We start from the raw sequence: 23,908 nt of genomic DNA on the forward strand, positions 1-23,908 counted from the left end.
GACCAGGCAAGGGAGTGTTGAAATGGTCAAGACGTTAGTGCTGTTGATCGTCGCGGGTTCGCTGGCGGCTTGCGGGAGTAACCCGAAAGCCACGCCGGAACCTGCGCCTTCCGGCTCGGAAAAAAACTGCTACCAGGCCGACTGGCAGGCGGAAACCAACCCGGTGCTCAACAAGCGGTCCGGGCCTGATGGCCTGGACAAATACGAGACACAGACTCCCGCCAAGGAACATGGCTGCCCCTGACGGGTCTGACTCTTTACTCAGGGCTGGCGGCGTGTGCCGTCGGTCGAGGGACACGGATGAAAGGTTTTATCGCCGTTGCGGCACTGGCATTACTGGCAGGATGCGCCTATTTGAACCCGTTCCAGTCGTCCGCCCCTGTGGATAACTGGACCACCTGGACCTGTGACAGTCAGGCCAAGGTGCTATGGCGCTTCACCGACGACAGCCGCAAGGAAGTCGACGTGCGCCTGGGTGGTGCCGACCAGGTTTATCGCCTGAAAGAGGAACCGGGTGCGTCGGGTGCGCTGTACAGCAACGACATGCTGGCGTTTCACATAAAAGGTGAGGAAGGCCTGGTTTACTGGGTCGCCACCAATGATTTGATTGGCCGTGGCTGCAAGGCCGAATAACAACGCAAACCCTGTAGGAGCTGGCTTGCCAGCGATGAGGCCCTTGAGGCATGCACTGTCCAGGCGGACGCCATCGCCGGCAAGCCGGCTCCTACAAGGGATGAGTTGAGCAATTAGCGAATTCGCAGGCCGGGCCAACCCCCGATCTGCAATAACTTGAATAGCCGCCGCCGCTCCGGCAGGCTGGCACGATTAACGACCCTCAACCGGGAGAGATACACACAATGGCACTTATCAGCATGCGCCAGATGTTGGACCACGCAGCCGAGTTCGGCTACGGCGTTCCAGCTTTCAACGTCAACAACCTTGAGCAGATGCGCGCCATCATGGAAGCCGCTGACAAGACTGACTCCCCGGTGATCGTCCAGGCTTCGGCCGGTGCTCGCAAATACGCCGGCGCGCCGTTCCTGCGTCACCTGATCCTGGCAGCCATCGAAGAGTTCCCGCACATCCCGGTGTGCATGCACCAGGACCACGGCACCAGCCCTGACGTCTGCCAGCGCTCCATTCAACTGGGCTTCAGCTCGGTGATGATGGACGGCTCCCTGGGCGAAGACGGCAAGACCCCGACCGACTACGACTACAACGTCCGTGTTACCCAACAAACCGTTGCCTTGGCTCACGCCTGTGGCGTTTCGGTAGAAGGCGAGCTGGGTTGCCTGGGTTCGCTGGAAACCGGCATGGCCGGTGAAGAAGACGGCATCGGCGCTGAAGGCGTTCTGGATCACAGCCAAATGCTGACCGACCCGGAAGAAGCCGCTGACTTCGTAAAACGCACTCAGGTGGATGCCCTGGCCATCGCCATCGGCACCAGCCACGGCGCGTACAAGTTCACCAAGCCGCCTACCGGCGACGTGCTGGCCATCGACCGCATCAAGGAAATCCACAAGCGCATTCCGAACACTCACCTGGTGATGCACGGTTCGTCTTCGGTTCCGCAAGAGTGGCTGGCGATCATCAACCAGTACGGCGGCGACATCAAAGAAACCTACGGCGTTCCGGTTGAAGAAATCGTCGAAGGCATCAAGCACGGCGTGCGCAAGGTCAACATCGACACCGACCTGCGCCTGGCGTCCACCGGCGCCATGCGTCGCCTGATGGCCACCAACCCGAGCGAGTTCGACCCGCGTAAATTCTTCGGCGCCACCGTCACCGCCATGCGCGACGTGTGCATCGCTCGCTACGAAGCCTTCGGCACTGCCGGCAACGCTTCGAAGATCAAGGCGATCTCGCTGGAAGGCATGTATCAGCGTTACCTGAAAGGTGAGTTGAACGCCAAGGTCAACTAAGCCTTAGCGTTTGAGTCGCATAAAAAACCCGCCGAAAGGCGGGTTTTTTGTGGGCGATGATCCGACTTTGTGGCGTTACTTGTCGTGATCAATATCCAGCTTGCTGAACGTCACCTTCCCGCCTTCGCTGGTGTACCCGGTGTTGTCCTGCACATAGACCCCGGCCTTGAAGTACAGCGGTTTCTCGCGCCAGGTCGTGCTGATGTTGGTGTCCCACGTGTAGCCCGCCGCGCTGATGCCCAATGCGCCGCCGGGGCTGAGGTGAATGAGGTAGGAAAATTCGCGGTCGAGTTTGACGCCGGTGGCGATGGTGATTACCCGTCCTGTGTCGTCATAGGGGTGCATGCGCACTTTGGCGACGATGTTGCCTGTCTCGGTGTCGGTCTTGTACTGGTACTCCACCTTCACCATGGGTTTTTGACTTTGATAGGCATGGATCTGGCCGATGACAATCTTCCCCGAACTCGGCACCTGGTTCACTGCCAGGGTGGCGCGCAAGGTGTTGTCGGCGTCGGGGTAGTACCAGTTGCGCAGGGTGCCGTTGCTGTAGGTTTCACGCAGTTCTGTGCGGGGATAAATAGCATTTTCGGTTCGTGAGCCGGTCACCGGCGTCCAGAAAAACAATGTGCCGGTATCGGAATGGAAGTACTGATCCTTGAAGCCGTCTACCAGTTTGGAGGTTTCTACTGTGTACGGCGGGCTGCCAACGGGGACGCTTAGGTTCCAGGTTGCGAGATCGATCATGTAGGTTCTTCCATTTTGGTCGTGCTGCACGGGCGTGCCAGAAGCTCTAGCCCGCACCTTTTGGGGCGGTCTTTATAAGCGCAGAGGGGTGTTTTGTTAACGCCCGTCTGGCGGTTCGTTGGCGCCAACATCCTGTCGAAATGCCATCCTTCCCGGTTTTAGCGGGCTGTAGAGGTGACCGTTAGTCGGCGAGTTAACCCTTTGGTTAGGTGATGGCGCTCTGATGGCTTCTGCTTTTTTGGATCCAGGTCTAGAGTAATGGCTTAGTATTTGTCCGGTTTTCACGAGAAGCCGGCCTGGCCTCGCACAAAGAGAAGCAGCATGGAATGCGCGCAACCCACGTCCGTCGAAGGCAACTCAACGTTACTGATTGTCGACGACTACCCTGAAAACCTGATCAGCATGCGCGCGTTGTTGCAGCGTCAGGACTGGCAGGTCATTACCGCCGCCTCGGGTTTCGAGGCGCTCGGCTTGTTGCTTGAGCATGATGTCGACCTGGTGCTGCTGGACGTGCAGATGCCGGGCATGGACGGATTTGAAGTGGCCCGCCTGATGCGCGGCAGCCAGCGAACCCGTCTCACACCGATCATCTTCCTGACCGCCAATGAGCAGTCGCCGGATGCGGTAATCAAGGGTTACGCCAGTGGTGCCGTGGATTACCTGTTCAAACCCTTCGATCCGCAGATCCTCAAACCCAAGGTCCAGGCGCTGCTCGAACATCAGCGCAATCGCCGACAACTGCAGCGTCTGAGCCACGATCTGGAGAGCGCACGCGCCTTCAATGCTTCGGTGCTGGATAACACCGCCGAAGGGATCCTGGTGTTGGGTGAGGACGGGGTCATTCGCTTCGCCAACCCGGCCATGTCGCGGCTGCTCAACGCGACGGTGCAGGAGCTGCAAGGCAAAGAGTTTCTCGACTACCTGCAAAAACCGCATTTTCCAATCTGGGCCGATTCCGAATTTTTCGCCGGTTACAAACGTCGCGAGACTTTGCGTCTGCACGACGCCGTATTGCGCACGGCGCCCGGTCAGCAAGTGCCAGTGGCGTTGTCCTGCGCGCCACTGCCCTCCGAACAGCACGCGATGGTGGTGACCGTGCTGGACATGTCGGTGGTGCGTCATCTGCATCAGCAACTGGAGTTTCAGGCGGTCACCGACCCGCTGACCGGTTTGCTCAATCGCCGGGGTTTTTACCAGACGGCGGAAAACCTGCTGCTGCGGGGCGAGCGCTCCGGGAGTGCCTGGGTGCTGCTGTATCTGGACCTCGACGGCTTCAAGCGCGTCAACGATTCCCTGGGGCACGATGCCGGTGACCGTGTGTTGCGTTGGGTGTCCGAACAGTTGAAATCCTGCTTGCGGCCCTTCGACATTCTGGCCCGCATGGGGGGCGATGAGTTCACCGCGCTGCTGGATCTGGAGTTCCCCGAGCAAGCGGCCAAGATTGCCGAAAAGCTCATTGAGCGGGTGTCGATCTGTCAGCAGATCGATGGCCTGGATATGGCCTTGGGGGCCAGCATCGGCATTGCCACGTTCCCCGATTGCGGTGCCAACCTGGATGGGCTGCTGCGGGCGGCTGACATCGCCATGTATGAAGCCAAGCGCGCCGGGCGTCAGCAATATCGTTTCTACGATCATGACATGAACGGGCGGGCACGCTCGCGGCTGATGCTTGAAGACAGCGTGCGCACCGCCATCGAGAACCGTGATTTCAACCTGGTGTATCAACCTCAGGTGTCGATTGTCGACGGGCGGATTCGCGGGTTCGAGGCCTTGCTGCGCTGGCAGCACCCGAGCGTCGGCGATGTGCCGCCGGGTCTGTTTTTACCTTTGCTGGAAGAAGCGCGGCTGATCAGTCGTCTGGGCAGCTGGATTTACCATTGCAGCGCAGGCCAGCGTAAAGCCTGGGAAACACTGTTTACCGAAGACCTGGTCGTGGGCGTCAGTTTGAGCAGCACGCAGTTCGGCATGCCCAATCTGGCCACTGAATTGCGCCAGGTGCTTGAGCGTCATGGCTTGCAGGCGCGTCATCTGGAGCTCGAGGTCACGGAAGAAGCCTTGATGCACAACCCTGAAGAGACGCGTAAACAACTGCGTCTGCTGCGCAACCTGGGGGTGCGTGTGGCGCTGGATGATTTCGGCTGCGGACATTGCTCGCTGTCGCATCTGCGCGACCTGGAACTGGACACCCTCAAGCTCGACCGTCACTTGATCGCCCGGCTGCCGGATTCCGTTCGAGACGCGGCACTGGTGCGCAGTGTGATCGACCTGTGCAAACAGTTCGGCATGCTGGTGATTGCCGAAGGGGTGGAAACGGTCGCGCAATATGAGTGGCTGCAAGCCAATGGCTGCGAGTATGTACAAGGGTTTCTGGTGGCGCGACCGATGACGTCTGAAGACGCCGGTGAGTTTGTACAGCCCTTCGACTGGAGCGCGCTGACCCGCTGAATTCGCTACACTGGCGACCTTTTAGTGATCTGTATTGCCGCCCCGATGACCGCGTTGAAATACCTCCAGGCTTATCCCGCCAACTTGCAGGACCAGGTGCGACAGCTGATCGCCGACGGTCGGCTGGGCGATTACCTGACCCAGCGTTACCCGGAAAAGCACGGGGTGCAGAGCGACAAGGCGCTGTACACCTATGCGCTGGACCTCAAGCAGGAATACCTGCGAAATGCCCCGTCTATCGACAAAGTGCTGTTCGACAATCGTCTGGACCTGACTCACCGCGCGTTGGGCCTGCACACCACGATTTCCCGGGTGCAGGGCGGCAAGCTCAAGGCCAAGAAGGAAATCCGCATCGCTTCGTTGTTCAAGGAAGCACCGTCCGAGTTCCTGAAAATGATCGTCGTGCATGAGCTGGCGCACTTCAAGGAATCGGACCACAACAAGGCGTTCTACAAACTGTGCGAACACATGCTGCCGGGGTATCACCAGGTCGAATTTGATGTGCGGGTCTACCTGACGTGGCGGGATCTGTAGGCGCTGCCGCAGGCTGCGATCTTTTAAGGAGTATTGGATGGACGTGAGCAAGACCAAAAGCAGCTTCTATCGCCGCTTGTACGTGGCGTACCTGATCGACAGCGGGCTGGCCAGCAGCGTGCCGTCGCTGACCGAAGTCACCGGCATGCCCCGGCGCACGGCGCAGGACACCATCGCGGCGTTGGCGGATCTGGATATCGTCTGCGAATTCGAGCAGGAAGAAGGCGCACGCAACCATGCGGGGCGTTATCGGATTCGCGAGTGGGGGGCGATTGATCGCGGTTGGATCGAGCGTAATCTGCGGCAGATCAAGGCGGTGTTGGAGTATCCCTGAGATTTGCCTTGCCTGAGCTGACGCCATCGCGAGCAAGCTCGCTCCTGCAGTAATCGCGTTTGGATCAAAATCACTCAATCCAATCGGTACCCTGCGGGAGCTGGCCTGCCAGCGATGGGGTCGTCAGGGACGGCGCATTCCAATGTGTGGAATGCCATCCTCGACAAACTCCTCACCTGTCACGACAAACCCGTACCGCCCGTAATACCCCTGCAAATGCGTCTGGGCCGAGAGGTAAATCGGCGTTTGCGGCCAGCGTTCTTCAATCTGCTCCAGCGCCTGGTCCATCAACGTGTGTCCAAGCCCGGCGCCACGTGCGTGCGGGGCGATGATCACTCGGCCAATCACCACGTCCCCGCCTTGCAGTTCCGGGTCGAGCAGCCGCAGATAGGCCACCAGTTGATTGCCGTCCCAGGCCATCAAGTGGCAGGTGTCACCTTCCAGGTCCTGGCCATCCACGTCTTGATAAGCGCATTGCTGCTCAACGATGAACACCTCGGCGCGCAGCTTCAAAATGGCATAGAGCTGTTCTTTGCCCAGGTCGCTGTGATGCTTGCAGATCCAATCGACTGTCATGTTTTGATTCCCTGAAAACGTCGCTCCGATACTAAGCGCACTCGCGCCAGAAGTCTTTATGGCGGAGGAATCTGTAACAAAGGCCAAAATGCCATCATTCGATTCTCGCGGCCTTGTCGTCTTTGTGTAATCTGCAATGCAGCGCTGTGCAGTGGTTCCCATGAGCCAAGGTTTGCAAGACGAGCCTTGGGGTTTTGGCTGAAAACAAGAAGGGCTGACCGCCCGCTAAGGACTTTCTAGCATGCCGCGATTGCATCGAGCCTTTGCCTTGACTGGATTGCTGTTGCTGGCTCAGGGGGTGGCAGCAGAAAAGCTGCGCCTGGTTGCTGATGCCTGGCCACCTTTTACCGATGCCACGCTCGTCAATGGTGGCTTGGCCACGGATATTGTCAGCACTGCATTGGCCAGGGCCGGTTATGCCAGTGAATTTGAGCAGGTGCCTTGGGCCCGGGCGCTGATGGGATTGGGCGAAGGGCGATACGACGTGCTCGTCAACGCCTGGTACAACGACGAGCGCAAAAAGCTGGGTCAGTTTTCCAGCGAGTACCTGCTCAACCGCGTGCGCTTTCTCAAGCGCAAAGACGCGCCGATCGAGTACAACAGTTTGCAGCAACTGCACACTTACCCGATTGCGATCGTGCGCGGTTATGCCTATTCACCGGCGTTCGATAAAGACGAATCCCTGCAGAAAGTCCCGGTGCACAGCTTCGCCATGGCGGTGCGCATGCTCGCTGCCGATCGGGTCAAGTTGACCCTTGAAGACGAATACGTCGCGCGCTATTACCTGGCCCGTGAAGCGCCCAGTGTGCGTAACGCGGTTGAGTTTCTGCCGAGGCCTCTGAGTGAGAACAGCCTGCACATCCTGGTCAGCCTGAAGAACCCCAGGCACAAGCAAATCGTCGCCGGTTTTGAGCGGGAGATCGCGGCGATGAAGGCGGACGGGAGTTATGCCAAATTGATGAGGCAGCATGGGATGTGAGTAGGCGGGTCCAGAATCCATGTTGTTTTTGCCAGCCTCATCGCGGGCAAGCCCACTCCCACAGTGGGCGAACGCAAAACGTGTGACCACCAGATAACCCTGTGGGAGCAGGCTTGCCAGCGATTGCGTCGGTCCGGACAGCGAAAATCTCAACCCTCACGGCTGTCCTTGATCAGGTGCGCCGCCAATGTCCGCAGCGGCCCAAGCTGCCGACAGATCAACGCCAATTGCGTCTGCACCAGTCGCTGGCCTTCATCGATCTCATCCGGCATCTGCTCAAGCGTGTCGGCCAGCGCTTCCTCTTCATCACTCTGAATCGCCACCGAGGATTTGCTCGCCAACCCTTGCGCGATCTCGTCGATGCTGGCGGCCAGCTTCGCGCCAGCGCCTTCGATCAATTGCTCGCGCACGTCCGCCGGCAGCGGGGTTTCCCGATGCGCGCCCAGGCCTGAGAGGTAACTGAGCAGCGTGTGTGACAGCACCAGGAAACGGAAACCCACGTCCGCCTCCTTACGGAAATGCCCCGGCTCCATCAGCATGTTGGCCAGGGTGGTCGACAGCGCGGCATCGGCGTTGTGCGCGTTGCGGCGGGCCAGGCGATAGGCCAGGTCGTCACTTTTGCCATCAGCGTATTGCTGCATGATCTGGCGCAAGTAAATGCTGTTGCAGGACAACGTATTGGCCAGCACCTTGTTCAGGCGTCGACCCTGCCAGTCCGGCAGGAACAGGAACACCGCCAGCCCGGCGATCAGGCTGCCAAGCAAGGTATCGAACAATCGCGGCAGGAACAGCCCGTAACCATCGCCGACCTGATTGAAGCAGAACAGCACCATCAAGGTGATCGCTGCTGTCGCCAAGGTGTAGCGGGTGGTGCGGTTGGTAAAGAACACCACGCCGGCGGCAATGGCGAAGCACGACTGGATCAGCGGATTGGGGAACAGGTCGAACAGCGCCCAGGCCAGGGTCAGGCCAATGGCGGTGCCGATGATCCGTTGACCGAGTTTGCGGCGGGTCGCGCCGTAATTCGGTTGGCAGACAAACAGCGTCGTCAGAATGATCCAGTAACCTTGGGACGGGTGGATCAAATGCACCATGGCGTAGCCGATGCACAAGGCCAGGGGCAATCGCAGGGCATGACGGAACAGCAGGGAAGTCGGCGTCAGCTGTGTGCGTAACCGCAGCCATACGTCCTTGAGGCTGCGTGGCGAGCGATCGAGCAGGCTGCTGTCAGTGGCATCGGCCAGGGCGTCGGGGTTGCTGGCGTCGCTGAGCAAACGGTCGAGAGTGCCAAGGTTGGCCGCCAGCGCCCGCAACGAGCGCAGCAAGCCGCGCCAGGCCGGGTTGCTCTGGACGCGCAGGTGTTCGAGAGAAGCATCAAGATCGCTCAAGGCTTCGGCGAAGCTGGCGTCGTAGGTGAACGGCTGGCGCATCTGGATCGATTCGGCCAGGGCCCGGCAGGCCTTGCCTTGCTGGCGCAGCAGGCGCTGACAGCGGAACAGCACGTCACTGTGGAAAAACGCTTCCGCCAGCGCGTTATAGGGGTAGTGCGAGGAACTGGCGCGCTCGTGGATGTCCTGGGCGAGGAAATACAGCTTCAGGTAGCGACTGACTTTCGAGCCCGGACGACCGTTGCCGACCCGGTGCAGGATGATTTCCTTGGCCGCGTTCAATGCGGCGACGACGCGCCCGTTTTGCTGGGCCAACTCCAGTCGACGTGCCTCGACGTCCAACTGGCGAATGGGTTCAAGCAGCGACGATTTCAGCTTCAGGTAAAACCCCAGCTCCCGGAACAACCGCGCCAGGCTCTGCTGCACCGGTTGATTGGAAAACAGCGCCTGCCACAACACCGACAGCAAGCCGTACCAGGCCGCGCCGGCCACCAGCAACACCGGTTCGTGCCAGAAGTCGGTGACCGCGCCACCGCGCTGGTCCACACCGATCATGGTGTAGACCGACAGAATCAGCGTCGCTGAGGCAATCGCGCCATAGCGTTCGCCCAGCGCGCCGAGCATGGTCAGGCAGAACGCGGCGAGGGCGAAAGCGATGACGAAGAGATAGGGGTAGGGGAAGAGCAGTTCGACGGACAGGGCGGCAACGGCAAAACACACCAGCGTCACCGCCAGCGCGTTGAGACGGCCCTGCCAACTGTCGTCGGTTTCGGCCAGGGCGCTGGCGATAATCCCCAGGAACAAGGGAATCAGCAGCCCCATTTCATCCTGATACCAACACAGCGCCATGGTGCCGGTCAGGGCAATGAACACCCGCACACTGTAGCTGAATTTATCCAGCGCCCACAGGCGCCGCAGAGACTGACGGAACGAAGTCGATGACATGAAGTGCGAAGGCCTTCCGAGGCAATGACGCTAAATTGAGCCACTAATGACGCCGACGCAATGGCGTCGATCACATCAGACAGCAAAATCTGTTCCTTCCCTGTGACACACGGCATTTGTAGGAGCCGGCTTGCTGGCGATGAATGATCATGCGGTCTGCCTGGTAGACCGTGTTGTCCGCATCGCTGGCAAGCCAGCTCCTACAGGGCTTTGGGTGTCAGACGTATTGCGCAGCCGCGTAGCCCGAGGCCCAGGCCCACTGGAAATTGAATCCGCCTAAATGCCCGGTCACGTCGAGCACTTCGCCGATGAAGTACAGGTCTGGGCTTTTCAGCGATTCCATGGTCTTGGACGACACTTCATTGGTGTTGACGCCGCCAAGGGTCACCTCGGCCGTGCGATAGCCTTCAGTGCCGGCGGGCACGACTTTCCAGCTCGCCAGTTTTTCAGCGATGGCGGCCATTTCTGCGTGGGTGTACTGCTTCATCGGTTTGGAGACGAACCAGTTGTCCGCCAGCAAGTTGGCCATCTTCTTGGTGAAGATTTCACCGAGCAGGGTTTTCAGCTCGCTGTTGGGGCGTTCAGCTTGCTGTTGTTGCAGCCAGCCCGGCACGTCGTGATCAGGCATCAGGTTGATCTCGACCGTGTCACCGGATTCCCAGAACGAAGAAATCTGCAAAATCGCCGGGCCGCTGAGGCCGCGGTGGGTGAACAGGATGTTCTCGCGGAAACTCTGCTCGTTGCAGCTCACCAGGCAATCGACCGACGTACCCGACAGCTCGGTGCACAGTTCCTTGAGCTGATCGGTGATGGTAAACGGCACCAGGCCGGCGCGGGTCGGCAACAACTCGTGGCCGAACTGCTTGGCCACTTGATAACCAAAACCGGTGGCGCCCAGGGTCGGGATCGACAGACCGCCAGTGGCGATCACCAGGGATTCGCACGTCACTTGGCCAAGCGTTGTATCCAGCAAGTAGCCTTTTTCAAGCTTCTCGATGGTCTGGATCGACGTGTCCAGGTGCAGGCTGACGCCAACCTGGTCGCACTCGTTGAGCAGCATTTCCAGGATGTCGCTGGATTTGTTATCGCAGAACAACTGGCCGAGTTTTTTCTCGTGGTACGGCACACCGTGCTTGGCCACCATGCCAATGAAATCCCACTGGGTATAGCGGGCCAGGGCAGATTTGCAGAAGTGCGCGTTTTGCGAAAGGAAATTGCTCGGTTCGGTGTACATGTTGGTGAAATTGCAGCGGCCACCGCCCGACATCAGGATTTTCTTGCCGGCCTTGTTGGCATGGTCGAGCAACAACACCTTGCGCCCGCGCCCGGCGGCGGTCAGCGCACACATCAACCCTGCGGCGCCAGCGCCAATGATCACGACTTCGGTAGAGCGCAAAACGGTGTCCTCACAAATTTTTAATCAAACGCAAAACCTGTAGGAACCGACTTGCTGGCGATGCAGACGCTGCGGTCCATCAGGTCGACCGCGTCATCGTTCATCGCCAGCAAGCCGGCTCCTACAGTGAATCAGAGGATACGAACGCGCAACGAACGGCCCTTGATCTTGCCGTCGTTCAAACGCTGCAGGGCCTGCTTGGCGACGCTGCGATCCACGGCCACGTAAGCCTGGAAGTCGAAGATCGCGATCTTGCCGACCTGGGCACCGGGGATGCCGGCGTCACCGGTCAGGGCGCCAAGGATGTCACCTGGGCGAACCTTGTCTTTACGGCCGGCGCCAATGCACAGGGTGCTCATCTGCGGCAGCAGCGGACCGCCGCCCTGGGAGACGAGGTTGTCCACCTGATCCCAGGTCAATGGCGTTTTCTGCAACAGTTCGATGGCCTGCGCACGCTGCGCTTCGGACGGCGCGACCAGGCTGATGGCGAGGCCTTTCTCACCGGCACGACCGGTACGGCCGACGCGGTGGATGTGGATTTCCGAATCACGGGCCAGCTCGACGTTGATCACCATGTCCAGGGAATCGATGTCCAGACCACGGGCAGCAACGTCGGTGGCAACCAATACCGAAGTACTGCGGTTGGCGAACATTGCCAGCACCTGATCGCGGTCGCGCTGTTCCAGATCGCCGTGCAGGCCGACGGCGGAAATGCCTTTGGAGGACAGGTGATCAACGGTTTCCTGCACTTGCTGCTTGGTGTAGCAGAAGGCGACGCAGGACGCCGGACGGAAGTGACCCAGGACCTTGGTCACCGCGCTCATGCGGTCGTCAGGGGAAATTTCGTAGAAGCGCTGCTCGATCTGCGTGTCGTCGTGGAACGCTTCAGCTTTAACCTGCTGCGGGTTGCGCATGAACTTCGACGCCAGTTGCTTGATGCCCACCGGGTACGTGGCGGAGAACAGCAACGTCTGGCGACGCTCCGGGGACTGCATGATGATTTCTTCGATGGAATCGTAGAAACCCATGTCGAGCATGCGGTCGGCTTCGTCGAGGATCAGGGTATTGAGGCCGTGAAGCACCAGCGAACCCTTGCGCAGGTGCTGCTGGATGCGCCCCGGGGTGCCGACGATGATGTGCGCGCCGTGTTCCAGCGAAGCGATCTGCGGGCCGAGGGACACGCCGCCACACAGGGTCAGGACCTTGATGTTGTCTTCGGCACGGGCCAGACGACGGATTTCCTTGGCGACCTGGTCAGCCAGCTCACGGGTCGGGCACAGGATCAGCGCCTGGCAACCGAAGTAGCGCGGATTGATCGGGTTCAGAAGGCCGATACCGAAGGCGGCGGTCTTGCCGCTGCCGGTCTTGGCTTGGGCGATCAGGTCCATCCCCTTGAGGATCACCGGCAAGCTTTGCGCCTGGATCGGCGTCATCTGGGCATAACCGAGGGAGTCGAGGTTAGCCAGCATGGCGGCGGACAGCGGCAAAGTATTAAATTCGGTGGCGATGGTGGTCACGGGACTGGCCTGCAAAACAAAATGTCGCGCAGTGTACCAGTCCGGTGGCCATTCGCCCTAAGGTTCGATGTGCTGTTCCGGACGTTTGACGCGCCGTCCGTCTTCCTTTGAGAGCTGCGAGAAGATCGTCGCGGCCAGCATGGCCATGATTCCGACGGTCACAAACGTCAGCTGGAACGCACCGAGCACCGTCTCGACGCCGCTGCTTCCAATCTCCGCCGTGAAACCACCGAGCAATGCACCCGCACACGCAACGCCGAGGCTCAGGGACAATTGCGCGACCACCGACAGCAGGCTGTTGCCGCTGCTGGCGCTGGCGTCGTCGAGATCGATCAGGGTCACGGTGTTCATCGCGGTGAACTGCAAAGAGTTGATCGCGCCAAGGACCGCCAGCTGACACAACAGCAGCCAATATGGCGTCTGCTCGCTGACCAGGCCCATGCTCGCCAGCATGATCCCCAGCGCCAGGGTGTTGCCGGTGAGCACGATGCGGTAACCCAGGCGCTCGATCAGCGGTCGTGCCACCCACTTGGCAACCATCGCCGCAGCGGCCAGCGGCAACATGCTCATCCCGGCCTGGGACGGCGAATAGCCCAATGCGACTTGCAGCAACAACGGCACCAGAAAAGGCAGGGCACCGCTGCCGAGGCGGGCGAACAGGTTGCCGAGAATGCCCACGGCAAAGGTCCGGGTCTTGAATAGCGACGGTGCGAACAGCGGGTTTTCGATATGCCCGGCACGCAGCCAGTACGCGGCGAGGCACGCCATGCCACCGAACAGCAACAGCATCACCCGCAAGTGCGGTAGGTGCAGTTCGCCCAGGCCTTCCATGGCGATGGTGATCAGAATCATCGCCGCGCCGAACAGCACAAATCCCAAACTATCGAAACGTGTGCGTTCAGCGCCGCGCAGGTCAGGGATGAATTTCCACACGGCGTAGCAGCCGACCAACCCCACCGGCAGGTTGATCAGGAAGATCCAGTGCCAGGTCAGGAATTGCACCATCCAGCCGCCCAGGGTCGGGCCGATCAACGGACCGAGCAGGCCGGGAATGGTGATGAAACCCATGATCCGCACCAGTTCCGAGCGCGGGTACGCCCGCAGCACCACCAGCCGCCCGACCGGCAGCATCAAGGCACCGCCCAGGCCCTGAATCACTCGGGCGCCGATCAACTGGGTCAGTGTGGTCGACAGTGCGCAGAGCAACGAGCCGAGGCTGAACAGCAAGATCGCGCTGAAGAAGATTTTCTTGGTGCCGAAGCGGTCGGCAATCCAGCCCGATGCGGGGATCAACAAGGCGACGGTGAGCATGTAGGCGATGATCACGCCTTGCATGCGCAACGGGTCTTCCGCCAGATCCCGGGCCATGGCCGGCAGGGCGGTGTTGAGGATCGTGCCGTCGAGGGACTGCATGAAGAAAGCAATGGCGACCACCCACGGTATCCAGCGGGCGGTCACGGCGTCGAGAGGCGGGCGGTTGGGCATGGGACCTCTTGTCAGGGAATATCAGCGTTTCACCGATACTGTAGGAGCTGGCTTGCCGGCGATGAGGCGGTCAAATTCAACATAGTTGTTGGCAGAAAGACCGCGATCGCTGGCAAGCCAGCTCCTACAGGGTATTGCGGTGTTACAGGGTCAAGGTCAATCGGCTGACAAGGGCCCCCGGCAACAACGCCGACGCCGTCGCCCGCTGGCTGTACGTACTCGCCGACAACAACAACTCGCGCTCCTCGGTCAGCGCTTCCAGTTGCGAACCGAGCAGGCTGAACGCACTGTCATCAAACCGCATGGTGCTCACCGGCGCCTGGATCTCGCCATTCTCGACCCAGAACGTCGCAAAGCGCGTCATGCCAGTCAGGCGTGCCGCCGGTTGATCCGAGAAGTTCAGGTACCACAGGTTGCTGATGTACAAGCCGGTGCCGAGTTGTTTGAGGATGTCCGCCTCAGGCAATGCCCCGGCCTGCATGTTCAACGCGCTCGGTGATTCGCCACCGTCGGCGCCATTGGCCGTGAGGCCATACTCAGCGGCACTGCGTGAACCGACCAGTTGCGCGCCTGCATTGCCCTCGACAATCAACTGAAGATCGCTGCGCGGATAGCCTTCCTCGGAAAACGCCGGGCTTAAGGAACCACTGACTTTTTCATCCAGCGAGATCAGCGGGCTGAAGCGTTGATCGCCGCCGTAGAGCTTCTGCAGCGGGCTGCTTTTGCTGGCAATCGACTGCGCTGAAAAACCGCCCCAGCAGAGCATGCCCATGATTTCTTCCAGCGCGGCCGGCGCGAGGTAGGCGCGGTACTGACCCGGTGCCAGGGTGCGCAATGGGCGACTCAGATACTCCAGTTGTTCGCGGGCCTGCTGGAAGCGTTTGGCAAACCCTTCGCTGCTCCAGTCGTGCCCGGCATAGCTCGCTTTTACTGCCTGGCCGTTTGCGTGGAACAGGCTGAAATCGAAATTGAAGCTGTTGGCCTGATGCCAACCGAACGCGCCTGAAGAACTGGCAAAACCACGACTGATGGGACCGGCCGCGTAAAAGCCGACCAGGTCCAGACCTTCGGCGGCCTGGGCAATCTCAGCGACCACCTGTTCTGTATCCGGCAGCGGATGCTCCTGCACATTCGTGCTCTGCCAGCCGTTATGGTTGAGCAGCAGGTACGGATCCTGAGGCAGCAGCGGCAGGGTTTCGCGCAGTTGCTGCACACCTTCCAGCAGACGCTGAAGGTCAACTTCCGGGTCGCCCGCCAGCGTGATCTGCAGGTCGGCGTGGCGGCCATCGTTGATCAGTTTCAGGCCGATGTTCGCTTGCTGCACCTGTCCGGCCTGACGGACCTTGGCGTGGTTGAAGCGCACGAAGGCCGACGACTCGGCGGCGTAGCTGAGGGTGAATTGTTCCGGCTCTTGCAGCGCTTCGCGTAACCCGGCGACCAAAGTCTTGAAAGACTCGGCCTGAGCTTTTGATTGACTCATCAGGCGTCTCCTCCAAACACATCCACGTGACTGAACACACACGCTGGCGAAGCATGCCCGACGCGAATCACCTGATTCGGTTCGCCCTTGCCGCAGTTCGGGGTGCCGAGCACCTTGAAGGTGTTGGCATCGCCGACGGCGCTGAGGCTCTTCCAGAACTGTGCGGAAATCGCCCGGTAATTCGGATTTTTCACCACGCCTTTGAGCTCGCCATTCTCGATCAACTGGCCCCATTCACAGCCGAACTGGAATTTGTTGCGCGCATCATCGATGGACCACGAGCGGTTGGTGCTCATCAAAATGCCGTGCTCGATGTTGCCGATCAGTTGTTCCAGCGGCTGATCGCCGGGCTCGATATTGAGGTTGGCCATGCGGTCGATCGGCGGACGGTTCCAGCCGCAGGCGCGGCTGTTGGCGACGCCATCCATGCCGGCGCGGAACTGCGACAGCGCGCCGCCCAACGGGCGCAGCAACAGGCCTTCGCGGATCAGGAATTGTTTGCTCGCAGCGGTGCCGTCGTCGTCATGGCCGTAACTGGCGAGCTGTTCGGGGATGTCCGGGTCGAAGGTCACGTTGAGCAGTTTGGAACCGTATTGCAGGCTGCCGAAATCCTCGGCTTTGACGAAGCTGGTGCCGGCGTAATTGCGCTCGTCGCCGAGGATGCGGTCCAGTTCCAGCGGATGGCCGATGGACTCGTGGATCTGCAACATCATCTGATCGGGCATCAACAGCAGGTCGCGCGGACCTTGCGGGGTGTTGGGTGCGAGCAGCAATTGCATTGCCTGATCGGCGACTTGCGCGCCGGCACCGATCAGGCCGCAACGGCTGATGACATCGGCGCCGCCTTGCTGGCCGAAGTTCTCGCGGCCGAGGCTGCGAGTCTGGCTGTCGTTGCCGTCGTAGGCTGTGACGTCCAGGCCTGGGTAGACAAATCGTTGTGCCTGGCGCAGCTCGGCACCGGCGCTGTTCAAGTAGATCTGCTCGACGTGGGTGATGCCGACGCTGACCTGCCAGTTCACCAGGCGCTCGTCCTTGGGCACGGCGGCGGACTCGGCGCCGAGCAGTTGGTAGCAATCGCTCAGGGACGGAAAGGGCTGGTCGAGGTTCGGCGAGAAGTAGTCGGCGCGATCACTCGAAACAGCCTGGTCGCGCAGGTCCAGCAGGGCGTGGGGCTTGAGTCGGCGAGCTTGTTGTTCGGCTCGGCCCAGTGCCGCTTGCAGGCCTTGTTGTGACAGATCGTTGGTCGCGGCATAGGCTTCGACCCCATTGACCCGCACCGTCAGCATCGCCCCTTCGTCACGGCTCAGGCTCGGCGGTTCGGCGACGTTCTTGCGCACCGACAGGTACTGGCCGGATTCGCGCACATAACGCAGGGAAAAGAACTCGGCCCCCGTGCGCAATGCAGCAAAACGCTGCTTGAGCTGGGGATGGAAATCGAACATTCGGGAACCTCCTTGGTATGGAGTGGCGGCGAAGCGGTGTAGCGAGGGGAGAGGTGAAACGATTGTGTGGCGCTAGATTAGGCCTGTGCGGGGGGAGGAGCAAGTTTGGAATGGGGTCGGGGTGGGTTGCTGAGTCTGGCGGCAAGATGTGTGCTGAATGGCTGGCCTCATCGCTGGCAAGCCAGCTCCCACAGTGACCAAGTTGGACGCAAATTTTGCGGCCGACATAAAACCTGTGGGAGCTGGCCTGCCAGCGATTGGCCGTGACGCGGTATAGCGCCTTACGCGATCTGGGTCACTTCACGCATCGGCTTGCCCTTCACCGGCGCTTCACCCGCCACGTAGTAAGTGGCGGTGCTGCGCGGCAACGGTTTGCGGCCACGGATCTTGTCGGCGATTTTCTCGGCCATCATGATCGTTGGGGCATTGAGGTTGCCGGTGGTGATGATCGGCATGATCGAGGCATCGACCACGCGCAGGCCTTGCATGCCGTGCACGCGACCTTCGCCATCGACCACGGCCATGTCGTCGGTGCCCATCTTGCACGAGCAGGACGGATGGAACGCGGTTTCGGCGTGCTCGCGGATGAACTTGTCCAGCTGCGCATCGCTCTGCACGTCGATGCCCGGGCTGATCTCGCGACCACGGAAAGCGTCCAGTGCAGGCTGCTGCATGATTTCACGGGTCAGGCGGATGCCGTCGCGAAATTCCTGCCAGTCCTGTTCGGTGGCCATGTAGTTGAACAGAATGCTCGGGTGCTGGCGCGGGTCCTTGGACTTGGCCTGGATGCGCCCGCGGCTTGGCGAACGCATGGAACCCATGTGCGCCTGGAAGCCGTGCTCTTTCACACCGTTGCTGCCGTTGTAGTTAATCGCGACCGGCAGGAAGTGGTACTGGATGTTCGGCCATTCGAATTCTTCGCGGGTACGGATGAAACCGCCGGCTTCGAACTGGTTGCTGGCGCCGATGCCGGTGCCGTTGAACAGCCACTCGGCACCGATGGCCGGCTGGTTGTACCAGAGCAGCGACGGGTACAGCGAAACCGGTTGGGTGCACGCGTATTGCAGGTACAACTCAAGGTGATCCTGCAGGTTTTCACCGACGCCGGGCAGGTCGTGGACCACCGGAATGTCGAGCTTGTTCAGCAGTTCGGCCGGGCCGACGCCGGAGCGTTGCAGGATCTGCGGCGAAGCGATGGCGCCGGAGCACAGCAGCACTTCCTTGCGCGCTTTGACTTCAACGCGCTCTTCAGCGTCGCCGACCAGGTAACGCACGCCGACCGCACGCTTGCCGTCGAACAGGATCTTGTCGGTCAGGGCGTGGGTGACGATGGTCAGGGTCGAACGTTTCTTGGCGACGTCCAGGTAACCACGGGCGGTGGAAGCACGACGACCTTTCGGTGTCACGGTGCGGTCCATCGGGCCGAAGCCTTCCTGCTGGTAGCCGTTCAAGTCTTCGGTACGCGGGTAACCGGCCTGCACGCCGGCTTCAACCATGGCGTGGAACAGTGGGTTGTTGCCGGCCTTCGGCGTGGTCACGCTGACCGGGCCGTCGCCACCGTGGTAGTCGTTCGCGCCGATGTCACGGGTTTCGGCCTTGCGGAAATACGGCAGGCAATCGAGGTAGGTCCAGTCTTCCAGGCCTGGCAGTTTCGCCCAGCCGTCGTAGTCCATCGCGTTGCCGCGGATGTAGCACATGCCGTTGATCAGCGAAGAACCACCCAGGCCCTTGCCGCGACCACATTCCATGCGACGACCGTCCATGTGTGGCTCGGCATCGGTTTCGTAGGCCCAGTTGTAGCGGCGGCCTTGCAGCGGGAACGCCAGTGCCGCAGGCATTTGCGTGCGGAAGTCGAAACGGTAGTCCGGGCCGCCTGCTTCGAGCAGCAGGACGGTGACGCCTGCGTCTTCAGTCAGACGGGTCGCCAGGGTATTACCGGCCGAGCCGGCACCGATGATGATGTAATCGAATACTTGGGACATTGAATGCCTCCGTGAGCTGCAAGCCTCAAGCTTCAAGCTGCAAGTAGAAGCAGCGAAGCGGGGCTTGGTTGAAATGAGAGCGGTGGGCAAGCAAGGCTTTTGCCCTTGCTTGCCGCTTGAAACTTGTGGCTTGCCGCTGCTCAGAACACTGAGCTGTAATCGCCCAGTTCGACCTGTACCGATTTGATGCGGGTGAAGTTGTTCAGCGAGCTGATCCCGTTCTCACGGCCCACACCCGACTGCTTGTAGCCGCCCACCGGCATCTTCGCGTCGGACTCGCCCCAGGCGTTGATCCAGCAGATACCGGCTTCCAGTTGATGAATCACGCGGTGGGCGCGGTTCAGGTCCTTGGTGACGATACCGGCGGCCAGGCCGAAGTCGGTGTCGTTGGCGCGACGGATCACTTCTTCTTCAGTTTCGTAGGTGAGGATCGCCATCACCGGGCCGAAGATTTCTTCGCGAACGATGGTCATGTCGTCGGTACAGTCGGTGAACACGGTAGGTGCCACGAACGCGCCTTTGGCGAATTCACCGTCGGTCAGACGCTCGCCGCCGCACAGAACACGGGCGCCTTCTTCCTTACCTTTGGCGATGTAACCCAACACGCTTTCCATGTGGGCGAAGCTGACCAGCGGGCCGAAGTTGGTGTTTTCGTCTTCCGGGTTGCCGACGCGGATGCGCGCAACACGCTCAACGATCTTGGCTTCGAACGCAGCTTTCAGGTGAGCCGGTACGAACACGCGAGTGCCGTTGGTGCAGACCTGACCGGAGCTGTAGAAGTTGGCCATCATTGCGGTATCGGCGGCGCGATCGAGGTCGGCGTCGTCGCAGATGATCAGCGGCGATTTGCCGCCCAGTTCCATGGTCACGTCTTTGAGCGACGAGGCCGAAGCGCTGGCCATGACTTTCTTGCCGGTGTCGGTGCCGCCGGTGAAGGAGATTTTTTCGATGCGTGGATGCTCGGTCAGCCAGGTGCCGACTTCACGGCCGCTGCCGGTCAGGACGTTGAACACGCCGTCCGGCAGGCCGGCTTCGGTGTAGATCTCGGCCAGTTTCAGAGTGGTCAGCGAGGTGACTTCGCTTGGCTTGAAGATCATCGCGTTACCGGCCGCCAGGGCAGGGGCGGATTTCCACAGCGCAATCTGGATCGGGTAGTTCCACGCGCCGATACCGGCCACGACGCCCAGCGGCTCGCGACGGGTGTAGACGAACGAGGTGGTGCGCAGCGGGATCTGCTCGCCTTCGATGGCCGGAACCAGGCCCGCGTAGTATTCCAGCACGTCAGCACCGGTGACGATGTCGACATACTTGGTTTCGGAGAACGACTTGCCGGTGTCCAGGGTTTCCAGGGCGGCCAGTTCATCGTTGCGCTCGCGCAGGATGTCGACGGCACGACGCAGGATGCGCGAACGCTCCATGGCGGTCATGGCGGCCCAGATCTTCTGGCCCTTTTCGGCGCTGACGACGGCGCGTTCGACGTCATCGAAGGTCGCACGTTGCACTTTTGCGAGGACTTCTCCGTTAGCCGGGTTGATGGCTTCGAAAGTGGCGTCGCTGCTGGCGTCGCTGTACGCGCCATCGATGTAGAGTTTTTGCAGTTCGAAACGGGCCATAAAGTCCTCGCAAGAGCATAAGTGGTTGGCGTTGACCACCGGGCGCGCCGTGAAGCCTGGGTGCGCTGATCAGTGGCGGTTCAGGGGTTGAGCGTTTATGTGTGCTCTAACTCACCCGCTTGGCCAATTGGATATCCATGTATTCGTAAGCGATCTGTTGCGCCTGCTCGGTGTCGAAAGCGTCTCCCGACAGCGCGCCGCGCAACCACAAACCGTCAATCAACGCTGCCAGGCCTCGGGCGGCACTGCGCGCATCATTGAGCGGCAGTACACGGCGGAACTGGCAGCACAGGTTGGAATACAGACGGTGATCGTTGATCCGCTGCAACCTGTGCAAAGACGGCTGGTGCATGCTGGTGGCCCAAAAGGCCAGCCAGGTTTTCATTGCCGGGCCGTTGACCTGGCTGGCGTCGAAGTTGCCTTCGATGATCACCTGCAGATGCGCCCGCGGGCTGTCATCTGTCAGCGCCTGTCGGCGCGCGGTGACGTTCTCGCTCAGGACAGTCATCAGGTACCCCATGGTGGCGGCGATCAGGCCATTCTTGTCCTGAAAGTAGTGACTGATGATGCCATTCGAGACACCGGCCAAACGGGCGATCAGCGCAATGCTGGCGTCCCCCATTCCGACCTGGTCGACCGCCAGCAACGTGGCTTCGATCAATTGTTGGCGACGGATGGGTTGCATACCGACCTTGGGCATCTTGCACATCTCCTTAGGCCTTCCGGCAGACGTGGAACGTCTATCGGCTTGTGGGCCAGTCTATTTTGTTTTGATTGAACGTTCAATCAACAAAGAATAAGATCTGCGACAAATCGTCGCTGCCTACAGATTTTTTCCTACAGGTAGCGGCGGAAAAATCGACTTCCGAAACTGCTCGAAACCTATGCGCTGCGGCGCTTCAGGGCTTCGGGCTTTTTTCGGGCTGTCTTTATATCACCCGTCGGTCGGCTGCCCACTAACCGATTAGTCGGGTAACACGTTTGTCTTGCGTTCTTCTCTCGCACTGCCTGGAGCATCTGTGCCATGAGTTCTGCCTCGCTAATAAAGACCCCACCGGAGAAGGTGACGGTCAACGGTTGGGTGTTCTACACCTCTACCGCGTTGATTCTATTGTTGACCGCCATTCTGATCATCGCCCCGCAAGAGGCCGGCAGACTGCTCGGTATGGCGCAAGCCTGGTTGTCCCGCAGCTTCGGCTGGTACTACATGGTGGTGATTGCCGCCTACCTGATTTTTGTCATCGGCCTGGCGTTTTCGTCCTACGGCAAACTGAAACTGGGCAGCAAGGACGACACCCCGGACTTCAGCTACGGCGCCTGGGCGGGGATGCTGTTCTCGTCGGGTATCGGCATTTCGTTGCTGTACTTCGGCGCGTCCGAACCGCTGGATCACTACTTCAATCCGCCGGAAGGCGTCTCCGGCAGCAACCTCGCGGCACGTCAGGCGGTGCAACTGACGTTCCTGCATTGGGGCCTGCATGGCTGGGCGATCTACGCGTTGGTCGGTCTGGCGGTGGCGTACTTTGCCTATCGGCATAACCAGCCGCTGGCGTTGCGTTCGGCGTTGTACCCGCTGGTGGGCGAGCGCTGGGTCAAAGGCGCAGCCGGGCATGCGGTGGACGGCTTCGGCATGTTCGTGACCCTGTTGGGTCTGGTGACCAACCTGGGGATTGGTTCGCTGCAAGTGTCTTCCGGGTTGGAAAACCTGTTCGGCATGGAGCACAGCAACACCAACCTGCTGATTGTGATCATCGTGATGAGCACTGTGGCGACCATCGCCGCTGTGTCGGGCGTGGAAAACGGCATCCGCCGTCTGTCCAACCTGAACATCGTGCTGTTCAGCGGCCTGCTGATTTTCGTGCTGCTGTTCGGCCCGACTCTGCACCTGCTCAACGGCTTTGTGCAAAACGTTGGTGACTACCTGAACGGCGTGGTGCTGAAGACGTTCGACCTCTATGTGTACGAAGGCGATAGCGAGAAGTCCGACCGCTGGTTGGGCCTGTGGACCCTGTTCTATTGGGCCTGGTGGATTTCCTGGGCGCCATTCGTAGGCATGTTCATCGCGCGTATTTCCCGTGGTCGCACGGTGCGTGAACTGGTGGCGGGCGTGTTGCTGATTCCGCTGGGTTTCACCCTGGCGTGGTTGTCGATCTTCGGTAACTCGGCCCTGGATCTGGTGATGAACCATGGGGCGGTGGAACTCGGGAAGACAGCGCTGGAGCAGCCGTCCATGGCGATCTACCAGTTGCTTGAACATTACCCAGCGTCGAAGGTTGTGATCGGCGTGTCGATCTTTGTCGGTTTCGTGCTGTTCCTGACCCCGGCGGATTCCGGCGCGGTGATGATGGCGAATCTGTCGTGCAAGGGCGGCAACGTCGACGAAGACGCCCCGCACTGGCTGCGGATTTTCTGGTCGGCGGTGATCACCCTGGTGACCATCGGCCTGCTGTTCGCCGGTAACTTCGAAGCCATGCAAACCATGGTGGTGCTGGCGGGCCTGCCGTTCTCGGTGGTGCTGGTGTGCTTCATGTTCGGCTTGCACAAGGCCATGCGCCAGGACGTGCAGATCGAACAGGAGCAAGCGCAGTTGGCGGAACGTGGCCGTCGTGGTTTCAGCGAGCGTTTGACTCAACTGGATCTGCAACCGAGCCAATCGGTAGTGCAGCGTTTCATGGACAAGCAGGTGAGCCCGGCGCTTGAAGATGCGACGGCGCAGATGCGTGCTCAAGGTCTGGAAGTGCAGACGTTGCTCGGCAAGTCCAAGCGTTGCATGGGCGTGCGCGTGGAGATGGAAGAGGGCAACCCTTTCGTCTACGAAGTGAGCCTGGATGGCTACCTGGCCACGCCGACCGAGTCGGTGCAGTCCGACGAGGCGCGTCAGCGCTTCTATCGCGCCGAGGTGTACCTGCACAACGGCAGCCAGGACTACGACCTGATGGGCTTCACTCAGGATCAGATCACACGTGACGTGCTCGATCAGTTTGAAAGCCATCGGCAGCTCCTTGGCCGGGTTTATAGTTGAGTGAACGCACAGTCTTTGTAGGCGCTGGCTTGCCAGCGAATGCCATACCGCGGTGTATCTGATACACCGCCATCGCCGGCAAGCCGGCTCCTACAGAGATAGCG

Annotated in this window: 19 protein-coding genes; 8 read left to right on the plus strand and 11 right to left on the minus strand. The window is 60.4% G+C overall.

The annotated features are described in order from the left end of the window. Positions 1 to 22 precede the first annotated feature (22 nt). The 3 genes from QYH43_RS08420 (at position 23) to fba (ending at position 1,922) form a co-directional block, all read left to right on the plus strand. The gene (locus QYH43_RS08420; RefSeq protein WP_301156870.1) at positions 23 to 244 is read left to right on the plus strand and encodes a hypothetical protein; all 222 of its coding nucleotides are present in this window, start codon (positions 23 to 25) and stop codon (positions 242 to 244) included. A 56-nt stretch (positions 245 to 300) separates the two neighbouring features. Then, positions 301 to 633, plus strand: a complete 333-nt coding sequence (locus tag QYH43_RS08425) for an MliC family protein (RefSeq protein ID WP_095057447.1) — start codon at positions 301 to 303, stop codon at positions 631 to 633. A gap of 224 nt (positions 634 to 857) precedes the next feature. Beyond that, positions 858 to 1,922, plus strand: coding sequence for a class II fructose-bisphosphate aldolase (gene fba, locus QYH43_RS08430; RefSeq protein ID WP_053163154.1), 1,065 nt, complete (start codon positions 858 to 860; stop codon positions 1,920 to 1,922). A gap of 75 nt (positions 1,923 to 1,997) precedes the next feature. On the opposite strand, the gene QYH43_RS08435 is transcribed toward fba, so the two are convergent. Further along, the gene (locus QYH43_RS08435; protein WP_095057448.1) at positions 1,998 to 2,666 is read right to left on the minus strand and encodes a polysaccharide lyase family 7 protein; all 669 of its coding nucleotides are present in this window, start codon (positions 2,664 to 2,666) and stop codon (positions 1,998 to 2,000) included. Positions 2,667 to 2,987: 321 nt separating this feature from the next. On the opposite strand from QYH43_RS08435, the gene QYH43_RS08440 reads away from it, so the two are divergent. The 3 genes from QYH43_RS08440 to QYH43_RS08450 are packed head-to-tail and all read left to right on the plus strand — an operon-like array spanning position 2,988 to position 5,979. After that, positions 2,988 to 5,111, plus strand: a complete 2,124-nt coding sequence (locus QYH43_RS08440) for a bifunctional diguanylate cyclase/phosphodiesterase (protein ID WP_301156871.1) — start codon at positions 2,988 to 2,990, stop codon at positions 5,109 to 5,111. Between the two features lie 45 nt (positions 5,112 to 5,156). Continuing rightward, positions 5,157 to 5,645: a M48 family metallopeptidase gene (locus QYH43_RS08445; RefSeq protein WP_095057450.1), complete on the plus strand. Its 489-nt coding sequence runs from the start codon at positions 5,157 to 5,159 to the stop codon at positions 5,643 to 5,645. 37 nt (positions 5,646 to 5,682) lie between these two features. Next, positions 5,683 to 5,979 (plus strand): winged helix-turn-helix domain-containing protein, encoded by a 297-nt coding sequence (locus tag QYH43_RS08450; protein WP_301156872.1) that lies wholly within the window; start codon positions 5,683 to 5,685, stop codon positions 5,977 to 5,979. Positions 5,980 to 6,102: 123 nt separating this feature from the next. On the opposite strand, the gene QYH43_RS08455 is transcribed toward QYH43_RS08450, so the two are convergent. Beyond that, positions 6,103 to 6,555 carry a GNAT family N-acetyltransferase gene (locus QYH43_RS08455; protein ID WP_095057452.1) on the minus strand — a complete coding sequence of 151 codons (453 nt, stop codon included), beginning with the start codon at positions 6,553 to 6,555 and terminating at the stop codon, positions 6,103 to 6,105. Positions 6,556 to 6,796: 241 nt separating this feature from the next. On the opposite strand from QYH43_RS08455, the gene QYH43_RS08460 reads away from it, so the two are divergent. Continuing rightward, positions 6,797 to 7,534, plus strand: coding sequence for an ABC transporter substrate-binding protein (locus QYH43_RS08460; protein WP_095057453.1), 738 nt, complete (start codon positions 6,797 to 6,799; stop codon positions 7,532 to 7,534). Between the two features lie 149 nt (positions 7,535 to 7,683). On the opposite strand, the gene yccS is transcribed toward QYH43_RS08460, so the two are convergent. From yccS to betI, 9 genes are all read right to left on the minus strand, one after another. Then, a complete protein-coding gene (gene yccS / locus QYH43_RS08465; RefSeq protein ID WP_301156873.1) occupies positions 7,684 to 9,867 on the minus strand; it encodes a YccS family putative transporter in 2,184 nt (727 codons plus the stop codon). Positions 9,868 to 10,084: 217 nt separating this feature from the next. Further along, positions 10,085 to 11,263 carry an NAD(P)/FAD-dependent oxidoreductase gene (locus QYH43_RS08470; RefSeq protein WP_095057455.1) on the minus strand — a complete coding sequence of 393 codons (1,179 nt, stop codon included), beginning with the start codon at positions 11,261 to 11,263 and terminating at the stop codon, positions 10,085 to 10,087. 131 nt (positions 11,264 to 11,394) lie between these two features. Then, positions 11,395 to 12,732 carry an ATP-dependent RNA helicase DbpA gene (gene dbpA, locus QYH43_RS08475; protein ID WP_256580310.1) on the minus strand — a complete coding sequence of 446 codons (1,338 nt, stop codon included), beginning with the start codon at positions 12,730 to 12,732 and terminating at the stop codon, positions 11,395 to 11,397. 105 nt (positions 12,733 to 12,837) lie between these two features. Next, on the minus strand, positions 12,838 to 14,265 hold the full coding sequence (gene mdtD / locus QYH43_RS08480; RefSeq protein ID WP_301156874.1) for a multidrug transporter subunit MdtD: 1,428 nt from the start codon (positions 14,263 to 14,265) through the stop codon (positions 12,838 to 12,840). A gap of 142 nt (positions 14,266 to 14,407) precedes the next feature. Next, positions 14,408 to 15,745, minus strand: a complete 1,338-nt coding sequence (locus tag QYH43_RS08485) for a TldD/PmbA family protein (protein ID WP_301156875.1) — start codon at positions 15,743 to 15,745, stop codon at positions 14,408 to 14,410. Continuing rightward, entirely contained in the window at positions 15,745 to 17,187 is a 1,443-nt protein-coding gene (locus QYH43_RS08490; protein ID WP_301156876.1) for a TldD/PmbA family protein, read from the minus strand. Before QYH43_RS08490 ends, QYH43_RS08485 begins: the two co-directional genes overlap by 1 nt. Positions 17,188 to 17,468: 281 nt before the next feature. Continuing rightward, positions 17,469 to 19,169 carry a choline dehydrogenase gene (betA, locus tag QYH43_RS08495; protein WP_301156877.1) on the minus strand — a complete coding sequence of 567 codons (1,701 nt, stop codon included), beginning with the start codon at positions 19,167 to 19,169 and terminating at the stop codon, positions 17,469 to 17,471. A 140-nt stretch (positions 19,170 to 19,309) separates the two neighbouring features. Continuing rightward, a complete protein-coding gene (betB, locus tag QYH43_RS08500; protein ID WP_301156878.1) occupies positions 19,310 to 20,782 on the minus strand; it encodes a betaine-aldehyde dehydrogenase in 1,473 nt (490 codons plus the stop codon). A gap of 106 nt (positions 20,783 to 20,888) precedes the next feature. Next, on the minus strand, positions 20,889 to 21,482 hold the full coding sequence (gene betI / locus QYH43_RS08505) for a transcriptional regulator BetI (RefSeq protein WP_095057462.1): 594 nt from the start codon (positions 21,480 to 21,482) through the stop codon (positions 20,889 to 20,891). 381 nt (positions 21,483 to 21,863) lie between these two features. Here betI and QYH43_RS08510 point away from each other — a divergent pair, with 381 nt between their 5' ends. Next, positions 21,864 to 23,804, plus strand: coding sequence for a BCCT family transporter (locus QYH43_RS08510; RefSeq protein ID WP_256580311.1), 1,941 nt, complete (start codon positions 21,864 to 21,866; stop codon positions 23,802 to 23,804). Positions 23,805 to 23,908 lie beyond the last annotated feature (104 nt).

Source organism: Pseudomonas sp. C32 (genome assembly GCF_030417915.1).
GTDB lineage: Bacteria > Pseudomonadota > Gammaproteobacteria > Pseudomonadales > Pseudomonadaceae > Aquipseudomonas.